The 15,338-nt window shown below is 65.7% G+C and carries 12 protein-coding genes; 10 read left to right on the top strand and 2 right to left on the bottom strand.

Features of this window, described 5'->3' with window-relative positions; all coding sequences use genetic code 11:
- Nucleotides 1-49 precede the first annotated feature (49 nt).
- Nucleotides 50-2,284 (top strand): CHASE2 domain-containing protein, encoded by a 2,235-nt coding sequence (locus tag J6525_RS16480; RefSeq protein ID WP_092089722.1) that lies wholly within the window; start codon nt 50-52, stop codon nt 2,282-2,284.
- 162 nt (nt 2,285-2,446) lie between these two features.
- Here the strand turns inward: J6525_RS16480 and J6525_RS16475 are convergent, their stop codons facing one another.
- Complete coding sequence (locus J6525_RS16475) at nt 2,447-4,054, bottom strand: ABC transporter substrate-binding protein (protein ID WP_225645427.1); 1,608 nt, start codon at nt 4,052-4,054, stop codon at nt 2,447-2,449.
- Between the two features lie 209 nt (nt 4,055-4,263).
- Between J6525_RS16475 and J6525_RS16470 the strand changes: the two genes are divergently transcribed.
- The 7 genes from J6525_RS16470 to J6525_RS16440 all read left to right on the top strand — a co-directional run bounded on the left by J6525_RS16470 (nt 4,264) and on the right by J6525_RS16440 (nt 11,622).
- A complete protein-coding gene (locus tag J6525_RS16470) occupies nt 4,264-5,916 on the top strand; it encodes an ABC transporter substrate-binding protein (protein ID WP_376708522.1) in 1,653 nt (550 codons plus the stop codon).
- 195 nt (nt 5,917-6,111) lie between these two features.
- Complete coding sequence (locus tag J6525_RS16465; RefSeq protein WP_050382524.1) at nt 6,112-7,065, top strand: ABC transporter permease; 954 nt, start codon at nt 6,112-6,114, stop codon at nt 7,063-7,065.
- Between the two features lie 3 nt (nt 7,066-7,068).
- On the top strand, nt 7,069-7,956 hold the full coding sequence (locus tag J6525_RS16460) for an ABC transporter permease (RefSeq protein WP_092089726.1): 888 nt from the start codon (nt 7,069-7,071) through the stop codon (nt 7,954-7,956).
- A 3-nt stretch (nt 7,957-7,959) separates the two neighbouring features.
- Nucleotides 7,960-9,033, top strand: a complete 1,074-nt coding sequence (locus tag J6525_RS16455) for an ABC transporter ATP-binding protein (protein ID WP_225645426.1) — start codon at nt 7,960-7,962, stop codon at nt 9,031-9,033.
- Nucleotides 9,030-9,239 carry a hypothetical protein gene (locus J6525_RS16450; protein WP_225645425.1) on the top strand — a complete coding sequence of 70 codons (210 nt, stop codon included), beginning with the start codon at nt 9,030-9,032 and terminating at the stop codon, nt 9,237-9,239. Before J6525_RS16455 ends, J6525_RS16450 begins: the two co-directional genes overlap by 4 nt.
- Complete coding sequence (locus J6525_RS16445; RefSeq protein WP_225645424.1) at nt 9,236-10,648, top strand: amidase; 1,413 nt, start codon at nt 9,236-9,238, stop codon at nt 10,646-10,648. The genes J6525_RS16450 and J6525_RS16445 overlap by 4 nt, the downstream gene beginning before the upstream one ends.
- Nucleotides 10,645-11,622, top strand: a complete 978-nt coding sequence (locus J6525_RS16440) for an ABC transporter ATP-binding protein (RefSeq protein WP_225645423.1) — start codon at nt 10,645-10,647, stop codon at nt 11,620-11,622. The genes J6525_RS16445 and J6525_RS16440 overlap by 4 nt, the downstream gene beginning before the upstream one ends.
- Here the strand turns inward: J6525_RS16440 and J6525_RS16435 are convergent.
- Complete coding sequence (locus J6525_RS16435) at nt 11,619-12,572, bottom strand: LysR substrate-binding domain-containing protein (protein WP_225645422.1); 954 nt, start codon at nt 12,570-12,572, stop codon at nt 11,619-11,621. The two genes, J6525_RS16440 and J6525_RS16435, sit on opposite strands and share 4 nt — an antisense overlap.
- A 65-nt stretch (nt 12,573-12,637) precedes the next feature.
- Here J6525_RS16435 and J6525_RS16430 point away from each other — a divergent pair, with 65 nt between their 5' ends.
- Nucleotides 12,638-13,432, top strand: a complete 795-nt coding sequence (locus J6525_RS16430; RefSeq protein ID WP_225645421.1) for an acyl-CoA thioesterase domain-containing protein — start codon at nt 12,638-12,640, stop codon at nt 13,430-13,432.
- A 150-nt stretch (nt 13,433-13,582) separates the two neighbouring features.
- On the top strand, nt 13,583-15,334 hold the full coding sequence (locus J6525_RS16425; RefSeq protein WP_225645420.1) for a type I secretion system permease/ATPase: 1,752 nt from the start codon (nt 13,583-13,585) through the stop codon (nt 15,332-15,334).
- Nucleotides 15,335-15,338 lie beyond the last annotated feature (4 nt).

Below are 15,338 nucleotides of genomic sequence, written 5' to 3'. Positions count from 1 at the left end.
GCATGCTTGCTCGATTGGAACAATTCTGCGCGCGTGATATCCAGATGGCATGAAACGGCTGAAGGCGATACGCAGGTGGTTCGCACGGCGCTTCGGCTATGCGCGGCTGGTCTGCGTGGCGCTGTTGATCGGCATTGCTGCGCTGCGGATCGTGGATCCGGCTCCGGTCCAGGAGCTTCGTGTCAGGACGTTTGACACATTCCAGGCGCTGCAACCGCGCCAGAAGACGGCGCGGCCGGTCACCATTGTCGACATCGACGAAAAGAGCCTCGCCGATCCCCGGCTCGGACAGTGGCCGTGGCCGCGGACCCGGCTCGCCGACATCGTCACCAATCTCACCCGGCTCGGCGCCGTGGTGATCGCGTTCGACGCAGTGTTCTCCGAGCCGGATCGTCTCAATCCCGATATCGCCGCCGATACCTTCAGCAGCCTCGATGAGGAGATGCGCGCCAGGCTGCGGCAGCTGCCGAGCAACGACAGCATCATGGCCGAAGCCATCAAGAACTCGCGCGTGGTGCTCGGCGAATCCGGTGGACCCAACGTGCGCGCCGACCTCAACGAAAAGCTTCCGGTCACCGGACTTGCGATGCTCGGCGAGGAGCCGCAGCCTTTCATGTTCATGTTCCCGGGGCTGCTGCGCAACGTGCCGTTGCTCGAGGAGGCGGCTGCCGGGCGCGGCCTGTTCACGATCAGGCCGGAGCGCGACGGCATCGTCAGGCGCGTGCCGATGATCATGGTGGCGCAGGGCATCACGATGCCATCGCTGAGCTTCGAGATGCTGCGGGTGGCGAGCGGCTCGGGCACGATCCTGATCAAGGCCGACAAGGCCGGTATCAAGAGCCTGGGTCTCAAGGGCTTTGCGATCCCGACCGATCTCCACGGCCAACTCTGGATCCACTACGCTCGCCGCGATCCCTCGATCTATGTCTCGGCGGTCGATGTGCTGGACGGGCGCGTCTCACCGGACCGAATTGCCGGCAAGCTGATCGTGATCGGCACCTCAGCAACCGGGCTGAACGACATCAAGACGACGCCGGTGACGCCGGCGATGCCTGGTGTCGAGGTTCACGCCCAGGTGCTGGAGAGCGCGCTGACCGGCGATGTCGTTTCGCAGCCGAATTACGGCATCGGCATCGAGTTCTTCGCCGCGCTGATCATGGGGCTCCTTGTCATCGCCTTCGCGCCGAAGTTCGGTCCGATCACGCTGGTCGCCGTCGGCGGAATGTTTGCCTCGGTGCTGATCGGCACGTCCTGGTATTTCTATTCCCAGCACCGGCTGCTGATCGACTTCACCTATCCGCTGATGTCGACCACGGCGATCTATCTCACGCTGATCTTCTCCGCCTTCGTGCGCGAGCAGCAGCAGCGTCGACAGATCAGGTCGCAATTCGTGCAGTACATGTCGCCCGCGCTGGTCGAGCAGCTGGCGCAGTCGCCGGAGCGGCTGGTGCTCGGCGGCGAGGAACGCGAGATGACCATCATGTTCTCGGACATGCGCGGTTTCACCTCGATCTCGGAAACCTACAAGAGCAATCCGCAGGGCCTTACGGCGCTGATGAACCGCTTCCTTACTCCGCTTTCCAACGCGATCCTCGCCCGCAAGGGCACCATCGACAAATATATGGGCGACGCCATCATGGCGTTCTGGAACGCGCCGCTCGATGACAAGCAGCACCAGCTCAACGCCTGCGATGCGGCGCTCGACATGCTGGAGCGCGTCGACGACCTCAACCGGGAGCGCGAGCAGGAGGCGAAGGACGGCGGCCACGTCTATGTGCCGCTCAACATCGGTGTCGGTCTCAACACCGGCTCCTGCGTGGTCGGCAATATGGGCTCCGACGTGCGCTTCGACTATTCGGTGTTCGGCGACAGCGTCAATCTGGCCTCGCGGCTCGAGGGACAGTCCAAGGAGTATGGCTTCCCGATCATCGTGGGATCGAAGACTGCGCTTGCGGTGAAGGAGAAGTTTGCGATCCTCGAGCTCGACTTCATCATGGTCAAGGGCAAGAAGGAGCCCGAGGTGATCTATGCGATTGCCGGCCGCGAGGATGTCGCGAGCTCCGGCCGCTTCCAGCGGCTGCGCAATCTGACCATCGAGATGCTCGCCTGCTACCGCGGCCGCGATTGGGACGGCGCGCTCGCCGCGATCGAACGCGGCCGCAAGACCGACGACGCGCAGACGCTGCAATATCTCTACCGCCTCTATGAGGCGCGCATCCACGCCTTCCAGAAGGAGCCGCCGCCCGACGACTGGAACGGCGCATTCGCGTTGACGACGAAATAGACTCCGCAGGCCCGCTGTCGTCCCGGCGAAGGCCGGGACCCATACGCCGCGGCCCGCGCAATGGGCAAGCGGCCAGGCGGCCTTCTAACAACACCCCTTCGTGGTCATGGGTCCCGGCTCCCGTACGCAATTGCGCACCAAGCCGGGACGACGATGGAATGTTTACTCCAACCCGATCTGGGTCAGATCCTGGAACCAGTGCTGCGCCTGCACGAAGGTCTTCACCTTCGGCGACAGCGCGTGCGGATTGGTATCGTGCACCACCCACACCAGCGCCGCATCGTCGACGATCAGCGCGTGTGCCTGCGCCAGCAGCGCATCCTGTTTGGTGGTATCGAAGGTCTGCTTGGCCTCGTCGATCAGCGCATCGACCTTCGGGTTCTTGTAGCCGCCCCAGTTGACGCCGACCGGCGCGACCTGGCCGGAATGGAAGAACCGCACGATGGCGTAGAGCGGATCCGACGTGACATAGGCGATGTTGTTGGCGGTGATGCCGGCGTTCATCTCGTCCGCCGCGCCCTTGCGCCAGTGCGTATATAATGTCTCGAGCTCGACCACCTTGAAGTCGATGTCGATGCCGATCTCCTTGAAGCTCTGCTGCAGGAACTCGTTCATCGGCAGCGACAGCATCTGCCCGGTGCCGCCCTGGGCGATGATGAAAGTTGTCTTCAGCGGCTTTTCCTTCGAATAGCCGGCTTCCTCCACCAGCTTCCTGGCGGCTGCGAGATCGTATTTCAGTTCAAAGGTCGGCTTGCCGAACCACGGGCTCGACGGATCGACCTGGCCCTTGGCGGGCTTGGCGAGGCCGTTCATCAGGCCAACCACCGCGTCGCGGTCGATCGCGAGGTTGAGCGCCTTGCGCAGGCGGATGTCGGTCCATGGCGAGCCCGGCAGCACGCTCAAGTGATAGTTCCAGACATGCGGCGTCACGTTGTCGACGATCCTCATGCCGGCGGCCTTGAGCTGCGGCACGGCATCGGGCGCCGGTGTTTCGATCAGGTCGACCTGGCCGGCCAGCAGCGCGTTGGTGCGGGTCAGCGCTTCCGGCATCGGAATCAGGATCATCTTGTCGACCTTCGCAAGCCGCTTCTTGTCCCAATAGTCCGGGTTCTTCGTCAGCTCGGCGAGCTCGCGCGGCACCAGCTTGGTCAGCTTGAACGGACCGGTGCCGGAGGGCTGACTGGCGAACTTGTCCCAGTCCTTGCCGAGCTTTTCATATTGCGCGGGGCTCGAGACCAGGAACCAGAGCATCTGATAGGGGAAGAAGGAGTCGACCGTCTTGGTGGTGATCTCGATGGTGAAATCGTCGACCTTGGCGTAGCTCGCAACCGAAGGCAGGCGGGTCTTGACCTGCGCGCTCTGCCGCTTGTCGAATTGCGGTGCCTTGTCGTTCAGCACCTTGTCGAGATTCCAGATCACCGCGTCGGCATTGAAGTCGCTGCCGTCGTGGAATTTGACGCCCTTGCGCAGCGTGAAGCGCCATTTGGTCTTGTCGCTGTCGTCGACCTTCCATTCGGTCGCAAGCCCCGGCACCAGCTTGCCCGGCCGGTCGGCAACATCCATCTCCCAGGCAACCAGCGGATCGTAGATCGTGTAGGCGGTGAACTGATAGGCGCCGGCGCCGCGATCGGGCTGGCCGGTGGTCAGCGGAATGTCGGCCATCGAAATGCCGTAGCGCACAATGGACTCTGCTTGCGCCGACATGGCCGGCCAGCCCGCGGTCAAGGCAAGCGCCATTGCCGCCATCAGGATCGAATTGCGCGCACGCATATGAAGGCTCCGTTGGAAAGACGTTGGAGTCAAATCCTGCAAGCATGATGCCAGAATAGGCATCTTCGCTCCGTTCGGGCCCGAGGTGGGAAGAAATGACGCGCCCGGCGGTTATTTGCTGATGAACTATTCCCCTTGGCACAGGCATTGCATACGCTTGCCCAAGAAATAATCACCAAAACGTCACCAGACTCGAAGGGGCTGCTCAGATGCGTAACAGGAAAACCAATGCGACGGCGATCATGCTGGCGCTTGCGATAGCCACAGGCGTGCCGGCGATCGCCGGCGCCGAGACTGTGCTGCGCATTGGCATGACCGCTGCCGATATTCCGCGCACGCTCGGCCAGCCCGACCAGGGTTTTGAGGGCAATCGCTTCACGGGTCTGACGATGTATGACGCGCTGACGATGTGGGACCTGTCGTCGTCGGACAAGGCGAGCGCGATGATCCCCGGCCTCGCTACCGAGTGGAAGGTCGACGATGCCGACAAGACCAAGTGGATTTTCAAGCTGCGCTCTGGCGTCACCTTTCATGACGGCTCGCCGTTCAATGCCGACGCCGTGGTCTGGAACGTCGACAAGGTCTTGAAGCAGGACGCGCCGCAATACGATGCGAGCCAGGTCGGCGTCACCGCCTCGCGCATGCCGACGCTGGTCTCGGCGCGCAAGATCGACGACATGACGGTGGAGCTGACCACCAAGGAGCCGGACAGCTTCCTGCCGATCAACCTCACCAATTTGTTCATGGCGAGCCCGGCCAAGTGGCAGAAATTCTACGACAAGGCCGAAGGCGCCGACGCCAAGGCGAAGTCGCAGGCCGCGTGGGCCGCGTTCGCCAAGGACGCGTCGGGCACCGGACCCTGGAAGATGTCGAGCTTCACCCCGCGCGAGCGGCTCGAGCTGGTGAAGAACGAGAACTACTGGGACAAGGCACGGGTGCCGAAGGCCGATAAGATGGTGTTGCTGCCGATGCCGGAGGCCAATGCCCGGACGGCGGCGCTGCTGTCGGGGCAGGTCAACTGGATCGAGGCGCCGGCGCCGGACGCCCTGCCCGAGATCAAGCAGCGTGGTTTCAACCTCTATTCCAACGAGGAGCCGCATGTCTGGCCGTGGCAGTTCTCGCGCGTCGAGGGCTCGCCGTGGAATGACATCCGCGTCCGCAAGGCGGCCAATCTCTGCATCGATCGCGAAGGGCTGCGTGAGGGCCTGCTCGCCGGCCTGATGGTGCCGGCGACCGGCACCTTCGAGCCCGGTCATCCCTGGCGCGGCAATCCGACCTTCCAGATCAAGTACGACAAGCCGGCCGCGCAGAAGCTGATGCAGGAGGCGGGCTTCGGTCCGAACAAGAAGCTGACGGTCAAGATCCAGACCTCGGCATCGGGCTCGGGCCAGATGCTGCCGCTGCCGATGAACGAGTATCTGCAACAGGCGTTGGCCGAGTGCTACTTTGATGTGCAGCTCGACGTCATCGAGTGGAACACGTTGTTCACCAATTGGCGGCGCGGCACCAAGGATCCGACCGCCAACGGCTCGAACGCCATCAACGTCACCTATGCGGCGATGGATCCGTTCTTCGCGCTGGTGCGCTTCCTGCAGTCGGGCATGGCGCCGCCGGTATCGAACAATTGGGGCTTCAACAACAACCCGAAGTTCGACGAGCTGGTCAAGAAGGCCCGCCAGACCTTCGAGCCGGCGGCGCGCGACGCCGCGCTGGCCGAGCTGCATGCGGCCTCGGTCGACGACGCGGCCTTCCTCTATGTCGCCCACGACGTCGCACCGCGCGCGATGAGCCCGAAGATCAAGGGCTTTGTGCAGCCGAAGAGCTGGTTCGTCGACTTCTCTCCGGTCACGGTCGCGCCGTGAGGCGCTAGTCGCGCAACAGGTGCACCCTCTCCCCTTGTGGGAGAGGGTGGCTTCGCGAGAGCGAAGCCGGGTGAGGGGTTGTCTCCGCGGACACGCCTCCCTGGGAAATGATTGTATCCGCGGATAGAAACCCTCATCCGGCGCGCTCGGCGCGCCACCTTCTTCCACAAGGGGAGAAGGAAGAAAGAACGCAACGTGTTCGCCTATACGTCCAGACGGATCGTCTACGTCATTCCGATCGTGCTCAGCGTGGCGCTGGTGTGCTTCCTCCTGGTGCACATCACGCCCGGCGACCCCTTGGTCGCGGTGCTGCCCGCCGATGCCTCGCAGGAGCTCGCCGCGCAATTGCGCACGGCCTACGGCTTCGATCGCCCGTTGCCGGTGCAATTCGGCCTGTGGCTGTGGCGCGCGATCCATGGCGATCTCGGCAATTCGATCGCAACCGGGCGGCCCGTCCTGACCGAGGTGATGCGTGCCGTCGGCAACACCGTGATGCTGGCGATCGCGGCCGCGATGATCGGCTTTACGCTCGGCCTGCTGTTCGGCCTGATCGCCGGCTATTTCCGCGACACCTGGGTCGACAAGGTCGCGACCTCGGTGGCGATAGCCGGCGTGTCGCTGCCGCATTATTGGCTCGGCATGGTGCTGGTCATCATCTTCTCGGTGCAGCTCAACTGGCTGCCCGCGGTCGGTGCCGGGCCCGGCGGCTCCGGCGCCTGGGCGTGGGACTGGGAGCATCTGCGTTATCTGGTGCTGCCGGCGATCACCACCTCGGTGATCCCGATGGGCATCGTCACCCGCACGGTGCGCGCGCTGACCGGCGACATCCTGAGCCAGGACTTTGTCGAGGCGTTGCGCGCAAAGGGCCTGCGCGAGACCGAGGTGTTCCGCCACGTCATCAAGAACGCGGCGCCGACCGCGCTCGCGGTGATGGGCCTGCAGCTTGGCTACATGCTGGGCGGCTCGATCCTGATCGAGACCGTGTTCTCCTGGCCGGGTTCGGGCCTGCTGTTGAACTCGGCGATCTTCCAGCGCGATCTGCCGCTGCTGCAGGGCACCATCCTGGTGCTGGCGCTGTTCTTCGTGCTGCTCAATCTCCTGGTCGACATCGCGCAGGCCGCGATCGATCCGCGCATCAAGCGGAGTTAGAGCATGAGCGCGATGAGCGATACTGCGTTGCAGGCTGCCCCGACCACCAAGGCGCGCGGCTATTGGGCGACGGTTGCGCGCCGCATCAGGCGCGACAAGGTCAGCATGGCCTGCGCCATCATTTTGGTGCTGATCTTTGCCTCGGCGCTGCTCGCACCATGGCTGCATCTCGCCGATCCCTATCAGGGCTCGATGATCCGCCGCCTGCGCCATATCGGCACGCCGGGCTATCCGCTCGGTACCGACGAGCTCGGCCGCGACATGCTGGCGCGGCTGATCTATGGCGGACGGCTGTCGCTGGTCATCGGCATCCTGCCGGTGATCTTCGCGTTCGTGATCGGAACCTCGCTCGGCCTCGTCGCCGGCTATGTCGGCGGCAAGCTCAACACCGCGATCATGCGCACCGTCGACGTGTTCTACGCCTTCCCGTCGGTGCTGCTGGCGATCGCGATCTCGGGAGCGCTCGGCGCAGGCATCACCAATTCGATCGTGTCACTGACCATCGTGTTCGTGCCGCAGATCACCCGCGTCGCCGAAAGCGTCACCACGGGCGTGCGCAACATGGATTTCGTCGAAGCGGCGCGGGCGTCCGGCGCCGGCCCCTTCACCATCATGCGCGTCCACATGCTCGGCAATGTGCTCGGCCCGATCTTCGTCTACGCCACCGGCCTGATCTCGGTGTCGATGATCCTTGCGGCCGGCCTCTCGTTCCTTGGGCTCGGCACCAAGCCGCCGGAGCCGGAGTGGGGTTTGATGCTGAATACGCTGCGCACCGCGATCTACGTCAATCCGTGGGTCGCGGCGCTGCCGGGCGCGATGATCTTCGCGGTCTCTATCTGCTTCAATCTGCTCAGCGACGGCATGCGCAGCGCCATGGACATCAGGAATTAGAGCATGAGCGACGCCAATCTCTCCGTCGATATGCTGGAGCCGGTCGCCGACATCGGCGGCGCCGCGCAGCCGCTGCTGCAGGTCAAGGGACTGACCAAGCATTTTCCGGTGCGCGGCGGGCTGTTCAGCCCGCGCAAGACCGTGCGCGCCGTCGACGACGTCACCTTCGCGGTCATGAAGGGCGAGACCGTCGGGATTGTGGGCGAATCCGGCTGCGGCAAATCGACCACGGCGCGGCTGTTGATGCACCTGATGGCACGCGATGCCGGCGACATCATCTATGACGGCCGGCAGGTCGGTCCGTCGCTCTCGCTGCGCGATTTGCGGCGCGGCGTGCAGATGGTGTTCCAGGACAGCTACGCCTCGCTCAACCCGCGCCTTACCATCGAGGAATCGATCGCCTTCGGGCCGAAGGTCCACGGCATGGCCGACGACACGGCGCGGACGCTGGCGCGCGAGCTGCTCGGCAAGGTCGGCCTGCGGCCGGAGATTTTCGCCAACCGCTATCCGCACGAGGTGTCCGGCGGCCAGCGTCAGCGCGTCAATATCGCGCGTGCGCTCGCGCTGTCGCCACGGCTCGTGATCCTCGATGAAGCGGTGTCCGCGCTCGACAAATCGGTCGAGGCCCAGGTGCTCAATCTGCTCGCTGACCTGAAGCGGGAATTCGGCCTGACCTACCTGTTCATCAGCCACGATCTCAACGTCGTCCGCTACATCTCCGATCGCGTGCTGGTGATGTATCTCGGCGAGGTCGTCGAGCTCGGCCCGGTCGATGCGGTCTGGGACGCGCCGGCGCATCCCTATACCCGCGCGCTGCTGGCGGCGATGCCGTCATCCGATCCCGACAAGCGCACCGAGGTGCCGCCGATCTCGGGCGATCCGCCCAATCCGATCGATCCGCCGTCGGGCTGCCGGTTTCACACCCGTTGCCCGTTTGCGGAGCCGCTCTGCGCAAACGACACGCCAAAACTCAGCGATCTCGATACAATGGGCCATCAAGCGGCGTGCTACATGACCATTCCTGGCTCGGGGCACAGCCGCGCGCCGGCAAAAGCAAAAGGAGAAAACGCGGCATGACCAGACCTACTCCCAAGGATGTCAAGGTGATCGCGCACGTCGCCGACGTGCCCGCCGCCGACGAAGTCGCCACCCGGATCGCCAATTCGATCGGCCCGGCATTCGACGGCTTCGCGCCGATCTCCGGCACGCTGCCCTTCGATCTCGAACCCGCGAGCTTCCTGCTGGCGCAGATCGCGCAGAAGATCGAGAAGGTGTCGAAATGAGCTCTGATCCGGCCCTGATGACGCTGACCGCAGTCGCCAAGGCGATTGCCGACAAGAAAGTTTCCTCGCATGAGGTGACGCGCGCCGTGCTGCATCGCATTGCGGAATGGCAGCCGCGCCTCAACGCCTATATGGCGATCGAGTCCGAGCAGGCGCTGGCCGCCGCCACCGAGGCCGATGCCGCGCTCGCCAGGGGCAATAGTCGCGGCGCGCTGCACGGCGTGCCGCTGGCGCACAAGGACATGTATTACGACGCCGGCAAGGTCGTGACCTGCGGCTCGCTGATACGCCGCGACTTCGTGCCGAAGACGACCTCGACCGCGCTGCAGCGGCTGAAGGATGCCGGACAGGTCCGTCTCGGCTCGTTGCAAATGGTCGAGTTCGCCTATGGGCCGACCGGCCACAACGTGCATTACGGCGCGGTGCGCAATCCCTGGAATACCGAGCACATCACCGGCGGCTCGTCGTCGGGCTCGGGCTCGGCGGTCGCCGCGCGGCTCACCTTCGCGGCGCTCGGCTCCGACACCGGCGGCTCGGTGCGCATGCCGGCGCATTTCTGCGGCGTCACCGGCCTGAAGACGACGGTCGGCCGCATCAGCCGCGCCGGTGCGATGCCGCTGTCGCAGTCGCTCGATACCGTCGGTCCGCTGGCGCAGACCGCGGAGGACTGCGCGCTGCTGCTCGGCCTGATGGCCGGCGCCGACCCCGAGGATCTGACGGCGTCGACGCAGCCGGTGCCGGACTATATGGCCGCGACCAAACAGTCGCTGAAGGGCCTGAAGATCGGCGTGCCGACGGCGTTCTATGTCGACGACCTCGATCCCGAGGTGGCGCGTATCCTCGACGAGAGTATCGCCACCCTGAAAAAGGAGGGCGCCAAGATCATCAAGGTCGAGTTGCCCGATCAGCGCCAGCTCTCTGCGGCATCGCAACTGGTGCTCGCGGTCGAGGCTGCCGCCTTTCACAAGCGCTGGATGATCGAGCGGCCGCAGGATTACGGCGCGCAGGTCCTGATGCGGCTGCAGAACGGCCTGACCATTCCGGCGGTCACCTATCTCGAGGCGATGCGCTGGCGTGGCCCCGCGCTCGCCGCGCACAACGCGGCGGTCAACGGGGTCGATGCGGTGATCGCGCCGTCGTCGCCGGTGCCGGCGCCCACGATTGCCGAGAGTGATGTCGGCAATGGTCCGGGCGCCGACGCGGTGCTGCAGCGGCTGACGCGCTTCACCCGCCCGGTCAACTATCTCGGTCTGCCGTCGCTCTCGATTCCCTCCGGCTTCACCAAGACGGGTCTGCCGGTCGGCATGCAGCTGATCGGCCGCTCCTTCGAGGAAGCGGTTCTGCTTCGGATCGGCGCCGCGTTCCAGCGCGCCACCGATTTCCACGCCAGGGTGCCCAAGCTCGCATGACCAACCTCGTCGAGATCGACAACCTCAACATCCGCTTCACCGGCGATCGCACGGTTCATGCCGTGAACGATCTCAGCCTACAGCTCGGCGAGGGCGAGGTGTTGGGGCTGCTCGGCGAGTCCGGCTCGGGCAAGAGCGTGACGCTGCGCGCGTTGATGCGGCTGTTGCCGAAGAAACGCACGCAGGTCTCCGGCAGCGTCAAGGTGCTGGGCCAGGAGGTGCTGGCGATGGACGATGAGGCGCTGTCCGCGTTCCGCGGCCAGACCGTCTCGATGATCTTCCAGGAGCCGGCGCTGGCGCTCGATCCGGTCTACACCATCGGCCGCCAGATCGCGGAAACGGTGATGCGTCACGAGGGCAAGAGCGAGCGCGAGGCTACGGCCCGCGCGCTTGAAATGCTCGAGGTGGTGCGGATTCCCTCCGCGAGGCGGCGGCTGGACTCTTATCCGCACGAAATGTCGGGCGGCATGCGCCAGCGTGCGATGATCGCGCTGGCGCTGGCCTGCAAGCCGAAGATCCTGCTCGCGGACGAGCCGACCACGGCGCTCGATGCCACCGTGCAGATCCAGATCCTGCTGCTGCTGCGCGAATTGCAGCGCGAGTTCGGCATGTCGGTGATCTTCGTCACTCACGACATCGGTGTCGCGATCGAGATCTGCGACCGCGTCGCGGTGATGTATGCCGGCCAGATCGTGGAGCAGGGCGCCTTGCGCGATATCGTGCGCTCACCGGTGCATCCCTATGCCAAGGGCCTGCTGGCCTCGACCATTCACGGCGCGATGCGCGGCCAGCGGCTGGAAACCATTCCGGGCACCCCGCCCTCGCTCGATCATGCGCCGGCCAGTTGCTCCTTTGCACCGCGTTGCAAGTTCGCCGAGCCGCGCTGCAGCGAGCGCTTGCCGCCGGTCGTGCAGGTCGCTCCCGGCCGTTTGGCACGGTGCATCCTGGCCGAGCAGGCGCCCGCCACGGCCTAGCTCGCCCGCGCGACGGCGTCCGTGATCCAGCGCCGCACCGCCGCGATGCGGCGGTCCCGCGCCTGCTCGGTGCGGGAGACCAGGTAGATCGTCTCGCTGTGCGCCGCCTCGAACGCAAACGGCGCCACCAGCCGCTTGCCGAAGCCCGGCCGCGCCTTGATCAGCGGCGCGATCGCAATCGCGACGCCGAGCCCGTGTTCGGCGGCCTCCAGCATCGCCGGCACGCTGTCGAGCCACAGATGTCCGCGCGGAGCGAGATTCGGCAGCCCGGCCTCCCTCAGCCAGGCCGGCCACGCCCGCGGCTGCGTCGTGACATGGATCAGCACCTCGCGCGACAGGTCCGCTGGGGTCCGAAGACCTGCCTTGACCAGCGCCGGCGTACAGACCGGCAATCCTTTGACCTGTACCAGCGGCTCGACCTTCAGCCCGGTGGCATGTTCCCGCCCGTAACGGATCGCGACATCGACGCGTGATCCGTTGAAGTCGGCATATTGGTGGGTGGCCTCGATCCGCAGCGTCAGTTGCGGATGGCGCCGCTTGAACTCCGGCAGCGCCGGCAGCAGCACGGCACTGGTGAAGAACGGCAATGAGCTGATCCAGAGCTCGCTGCCGGCCTCACCGCGTCGCCGCAGCATGTCACGGCTCGCCTCCTGCAGCGTCGCCAACGCGGCCGACACTTTTGCAAGGTAGCGCTCGCCGTCGTCGGTCAACCGCACCTGGCGCGCGCCGCGGACGAACAGCTTGGTGCCGAACTGCTCTTCCAGCCCGCGGATCTGGTGGCTGATCGCCGACGGGCTCAGCGACAGGTCTCGCGCGGCGCGCCGGAAGCTGAGTTGGGTGGCCGCGCGCTCGAAGGCGAGCAGCGCCGGCAGCGGTGGGATCACCCGCGGATCGGGGGCATCCAATGGGTGAATCTTGCTCACCTGAAGTGATGAATGGCCTTTTGTCATGGCCGCTATTCTTGGATGAGATTGGCCGAACGCTCAATCCTGGTCATCTCAGGGGACCATTCGCCTTGGCCATCTTCGAACCGCTCGCCACGCCCCATCACTGGAAGCCCGCGGCGCTGGCGGCCGGGCCGTTCACCGGCCTTCAGGGCGGGGCGGTCGCAAGCCTGCTGACCGGCGAGGTCGAGGCCATGGCCGGTGCGCGCAATTGGGGCACCGCGATCTCGGCGGCGGCCTGGTTCCTGCGGCCGACGCCAATGGCGGAACTGCGCACGCACGTCACCGTGGTGACCGAAGGCGGCCGGGTCAGCGTCGTCGACAACACGCTCTGGCCGGCCGGCGAGGAGCAGCCCTGCGCGACGGTGCGTGTGACGCTGTCGCGCGAGCGTGCCGTTGAGGTCCCGGGGTTTTACGGGAGCGCAGCCGATCCGGTGGATCCCACGGTGTTTCCGTTGCGTAGCCTGCGCGCCGTCCATGGCCGCAGCTGGTTCATGGATGCGATGGAAGCCCGTGCCGGCGGCGATACCGCCTGGTTTCGCTTGCATCACGCCGTCATTGCGGACGCCGGCCCGCTGGCGCGGGTGCTCGGCCCGGCTGACTGGACCCACGGCATCGCGCGGCCGGTCCAGAACGTGGTGGCAGACCCCAATCCGAACCTTGCGGTGCAGCTGTTCCGGCCACCGCGGGGCGCCTGGATCGGCGTTCGCGCCGATGCGCGCTGGCGCCCGGAGGCCGGGCTCGGCGTCGGCAGCGGGGTATTGCTCGATGTGGATGGCGAGATCGGCCGGGTCTCGATGTCGGTCATTCTCGTGCCGCTTCCGGGAAGCGCGCCCGCGCAGGGCCAGGGTTCCGCCGCCGGTTAACCCTAATTTATTCCGTCAACTGTCGGTGCGATCACAGAATGAGGCCGCGAACCATGCTTTGGTTCACGCGACTTAAAATGGACGGTGGTCGCAAACGTCTATACAACGTGGTGATCACGTAACTCTTTTGTTTTGCAGAGATCAGTTTTTATGGCAGCCGCGCCCGCTGTCCGGCGTTCCGAACTGGCTGAGGCGCTGCGCGCTTGCCGCAGCGCCTTTATCGGCGTCGGCCTCATCAGTTGCATGATCAACCTGCTCTACCTGACAGGTTCGATGTTCATGCTGCAAGTCTACGACCGGGTGCTGCCGAGCCGCAGCGTTCCGACCCTGGTCGGCCTCGTGGTCATCGCCGCGGTCCTCTACATGGCTCAGGGCGTGCTCGACCTGCTGCGCGGACGGATCCTCGGCCGCGTCGGCACCTCGCTCGACGAAGCGCTCAATGCGCGGGTGTTCGACACTGTCGTGCGGCTGCCGCTGATGGCCGGCAATCGCAGCGAGGGCCTGCAGCCGCTGCGCGACCTCGACAATGTGCGCTCCTTCCTCGGCAGCATGGGTCCCGGCGCGTTCTTCGATCTGCCATGGCTGCCGTTCTACATGGTGATCTGCTTCGCCTTCCACTGGCTGCTTGGCGTCACGGCGCTGGTCGGTGCGATCATCCTGGTGACGTTGACGCTGATCACCGAATACTTGTCGCGCACGCCGGCCAAGGAAGCGATGACGCTCGCGGCGCGGCGCAACGATCTTGCCGCCTCCAGCCGCCGCAACGCCGAAGTGCTGGTGGCGATGGGCATGGCCGGCCGCATGAACAGGCGCTGGAACGAGGCCAACGAGGAATACCTGTCCGGCAACCAGCGTGCGAGCGACGTCACCGGCGGGCTCGGCGCGGTCGCCAAGGTGCTGCGCATGATGCTGCAGTCCGCGGTGCTCGCGGTCGGCGCCTATCTCGTGATCCATCAGGAGGCCACCGGCGGCATCATCATCGCCGGTTCGATCCTGAGCGCGCGGGCGCTGGCGCCGGTCGATCTCGCGATCGCGCATTGGAAGGGCTTCGTCGCCGCGCGGCAGAGCTGGCAGCGGCTCAACCGCCTGCTGCAGCAGATGCCGGCGCGGCCCGAGCAGACGCTGTTGCAGGCGCCGGAGAAGAAGCTCTCGGTCGAGGCCGTGACCATGGTCGCGCCGGGCGACCAGCGCGCCATCGTGCAGGACATCACCTTCGCCGTCGAGGCCGGCAGCGGTGTCGGCGTGATCGGCCCGAGCGGCTCCGGCAAGTCGTCGCTGATCCGGGCGCTGGTCGGCGTCTGGGTTCCGGCGCGGGGCAAGGTACGGCTCGACGGCGCCGCGCTCGACCAGTGGTCGTCGGACCAGCTCGGCCGTCATGTCGGCTATTTGCCGCAGGACGTCGAACTGTTCGCCGGTACGGTCGCGCAGAACATCTGCCGGTTCGATCCCAATGCCAAGTCCGACGGCATCATCGCGGCGGCCAAGGAGGCCGGTGTGCATGAGATGATCATCAAGATGCGCGAGGGCTACGACACCCAGGTCGGCGAACAGGGCACTGCGCTCTCCGCGGGCCAGGCGCAGCGCGTGGCGCTGGCGCGGGCGCTGTACGGCAACCCGTTCCTGATCGTGCTGGATGAGCCGAACTCCAATCTCGACAGCGAAGGCGACGAGGCGCTGACCCGCGCGGTGCGCGGCGCCCGCGAGCGCGGCGCGGTCGTCATCGTGGTTGCGCACCGGCCGATCGGCATCGAGGGCGTCGATCATCTGCTGGTGCTGAAGGACGGACGCATGCAGACCTTCGGGCCGAAGGAGGCCGTGCTCGCGCAGGTGCTGCAGCGTGCCGCGCCGCCGATGCCGACGCCGATCAAGATCGTCGCCGACGCGGGGGCCGCCAAATCATGAGCGA

Source organism: Bradyrhizobium australafricanum (assembly GCF_020329495.1).
GTDB classification, from domain to species: Bacteria; Pseudomonadota; Alphaproteobacteria; order Rhizobiales; family Xanthobacteraceae; genus Bradyrhizobium; species Bradyrhizobium australafricanum.
Note: the sequence above shows the minus strand (reverse complement) of the source record. Positions and strands in the feature narration are given on the sequence as shown.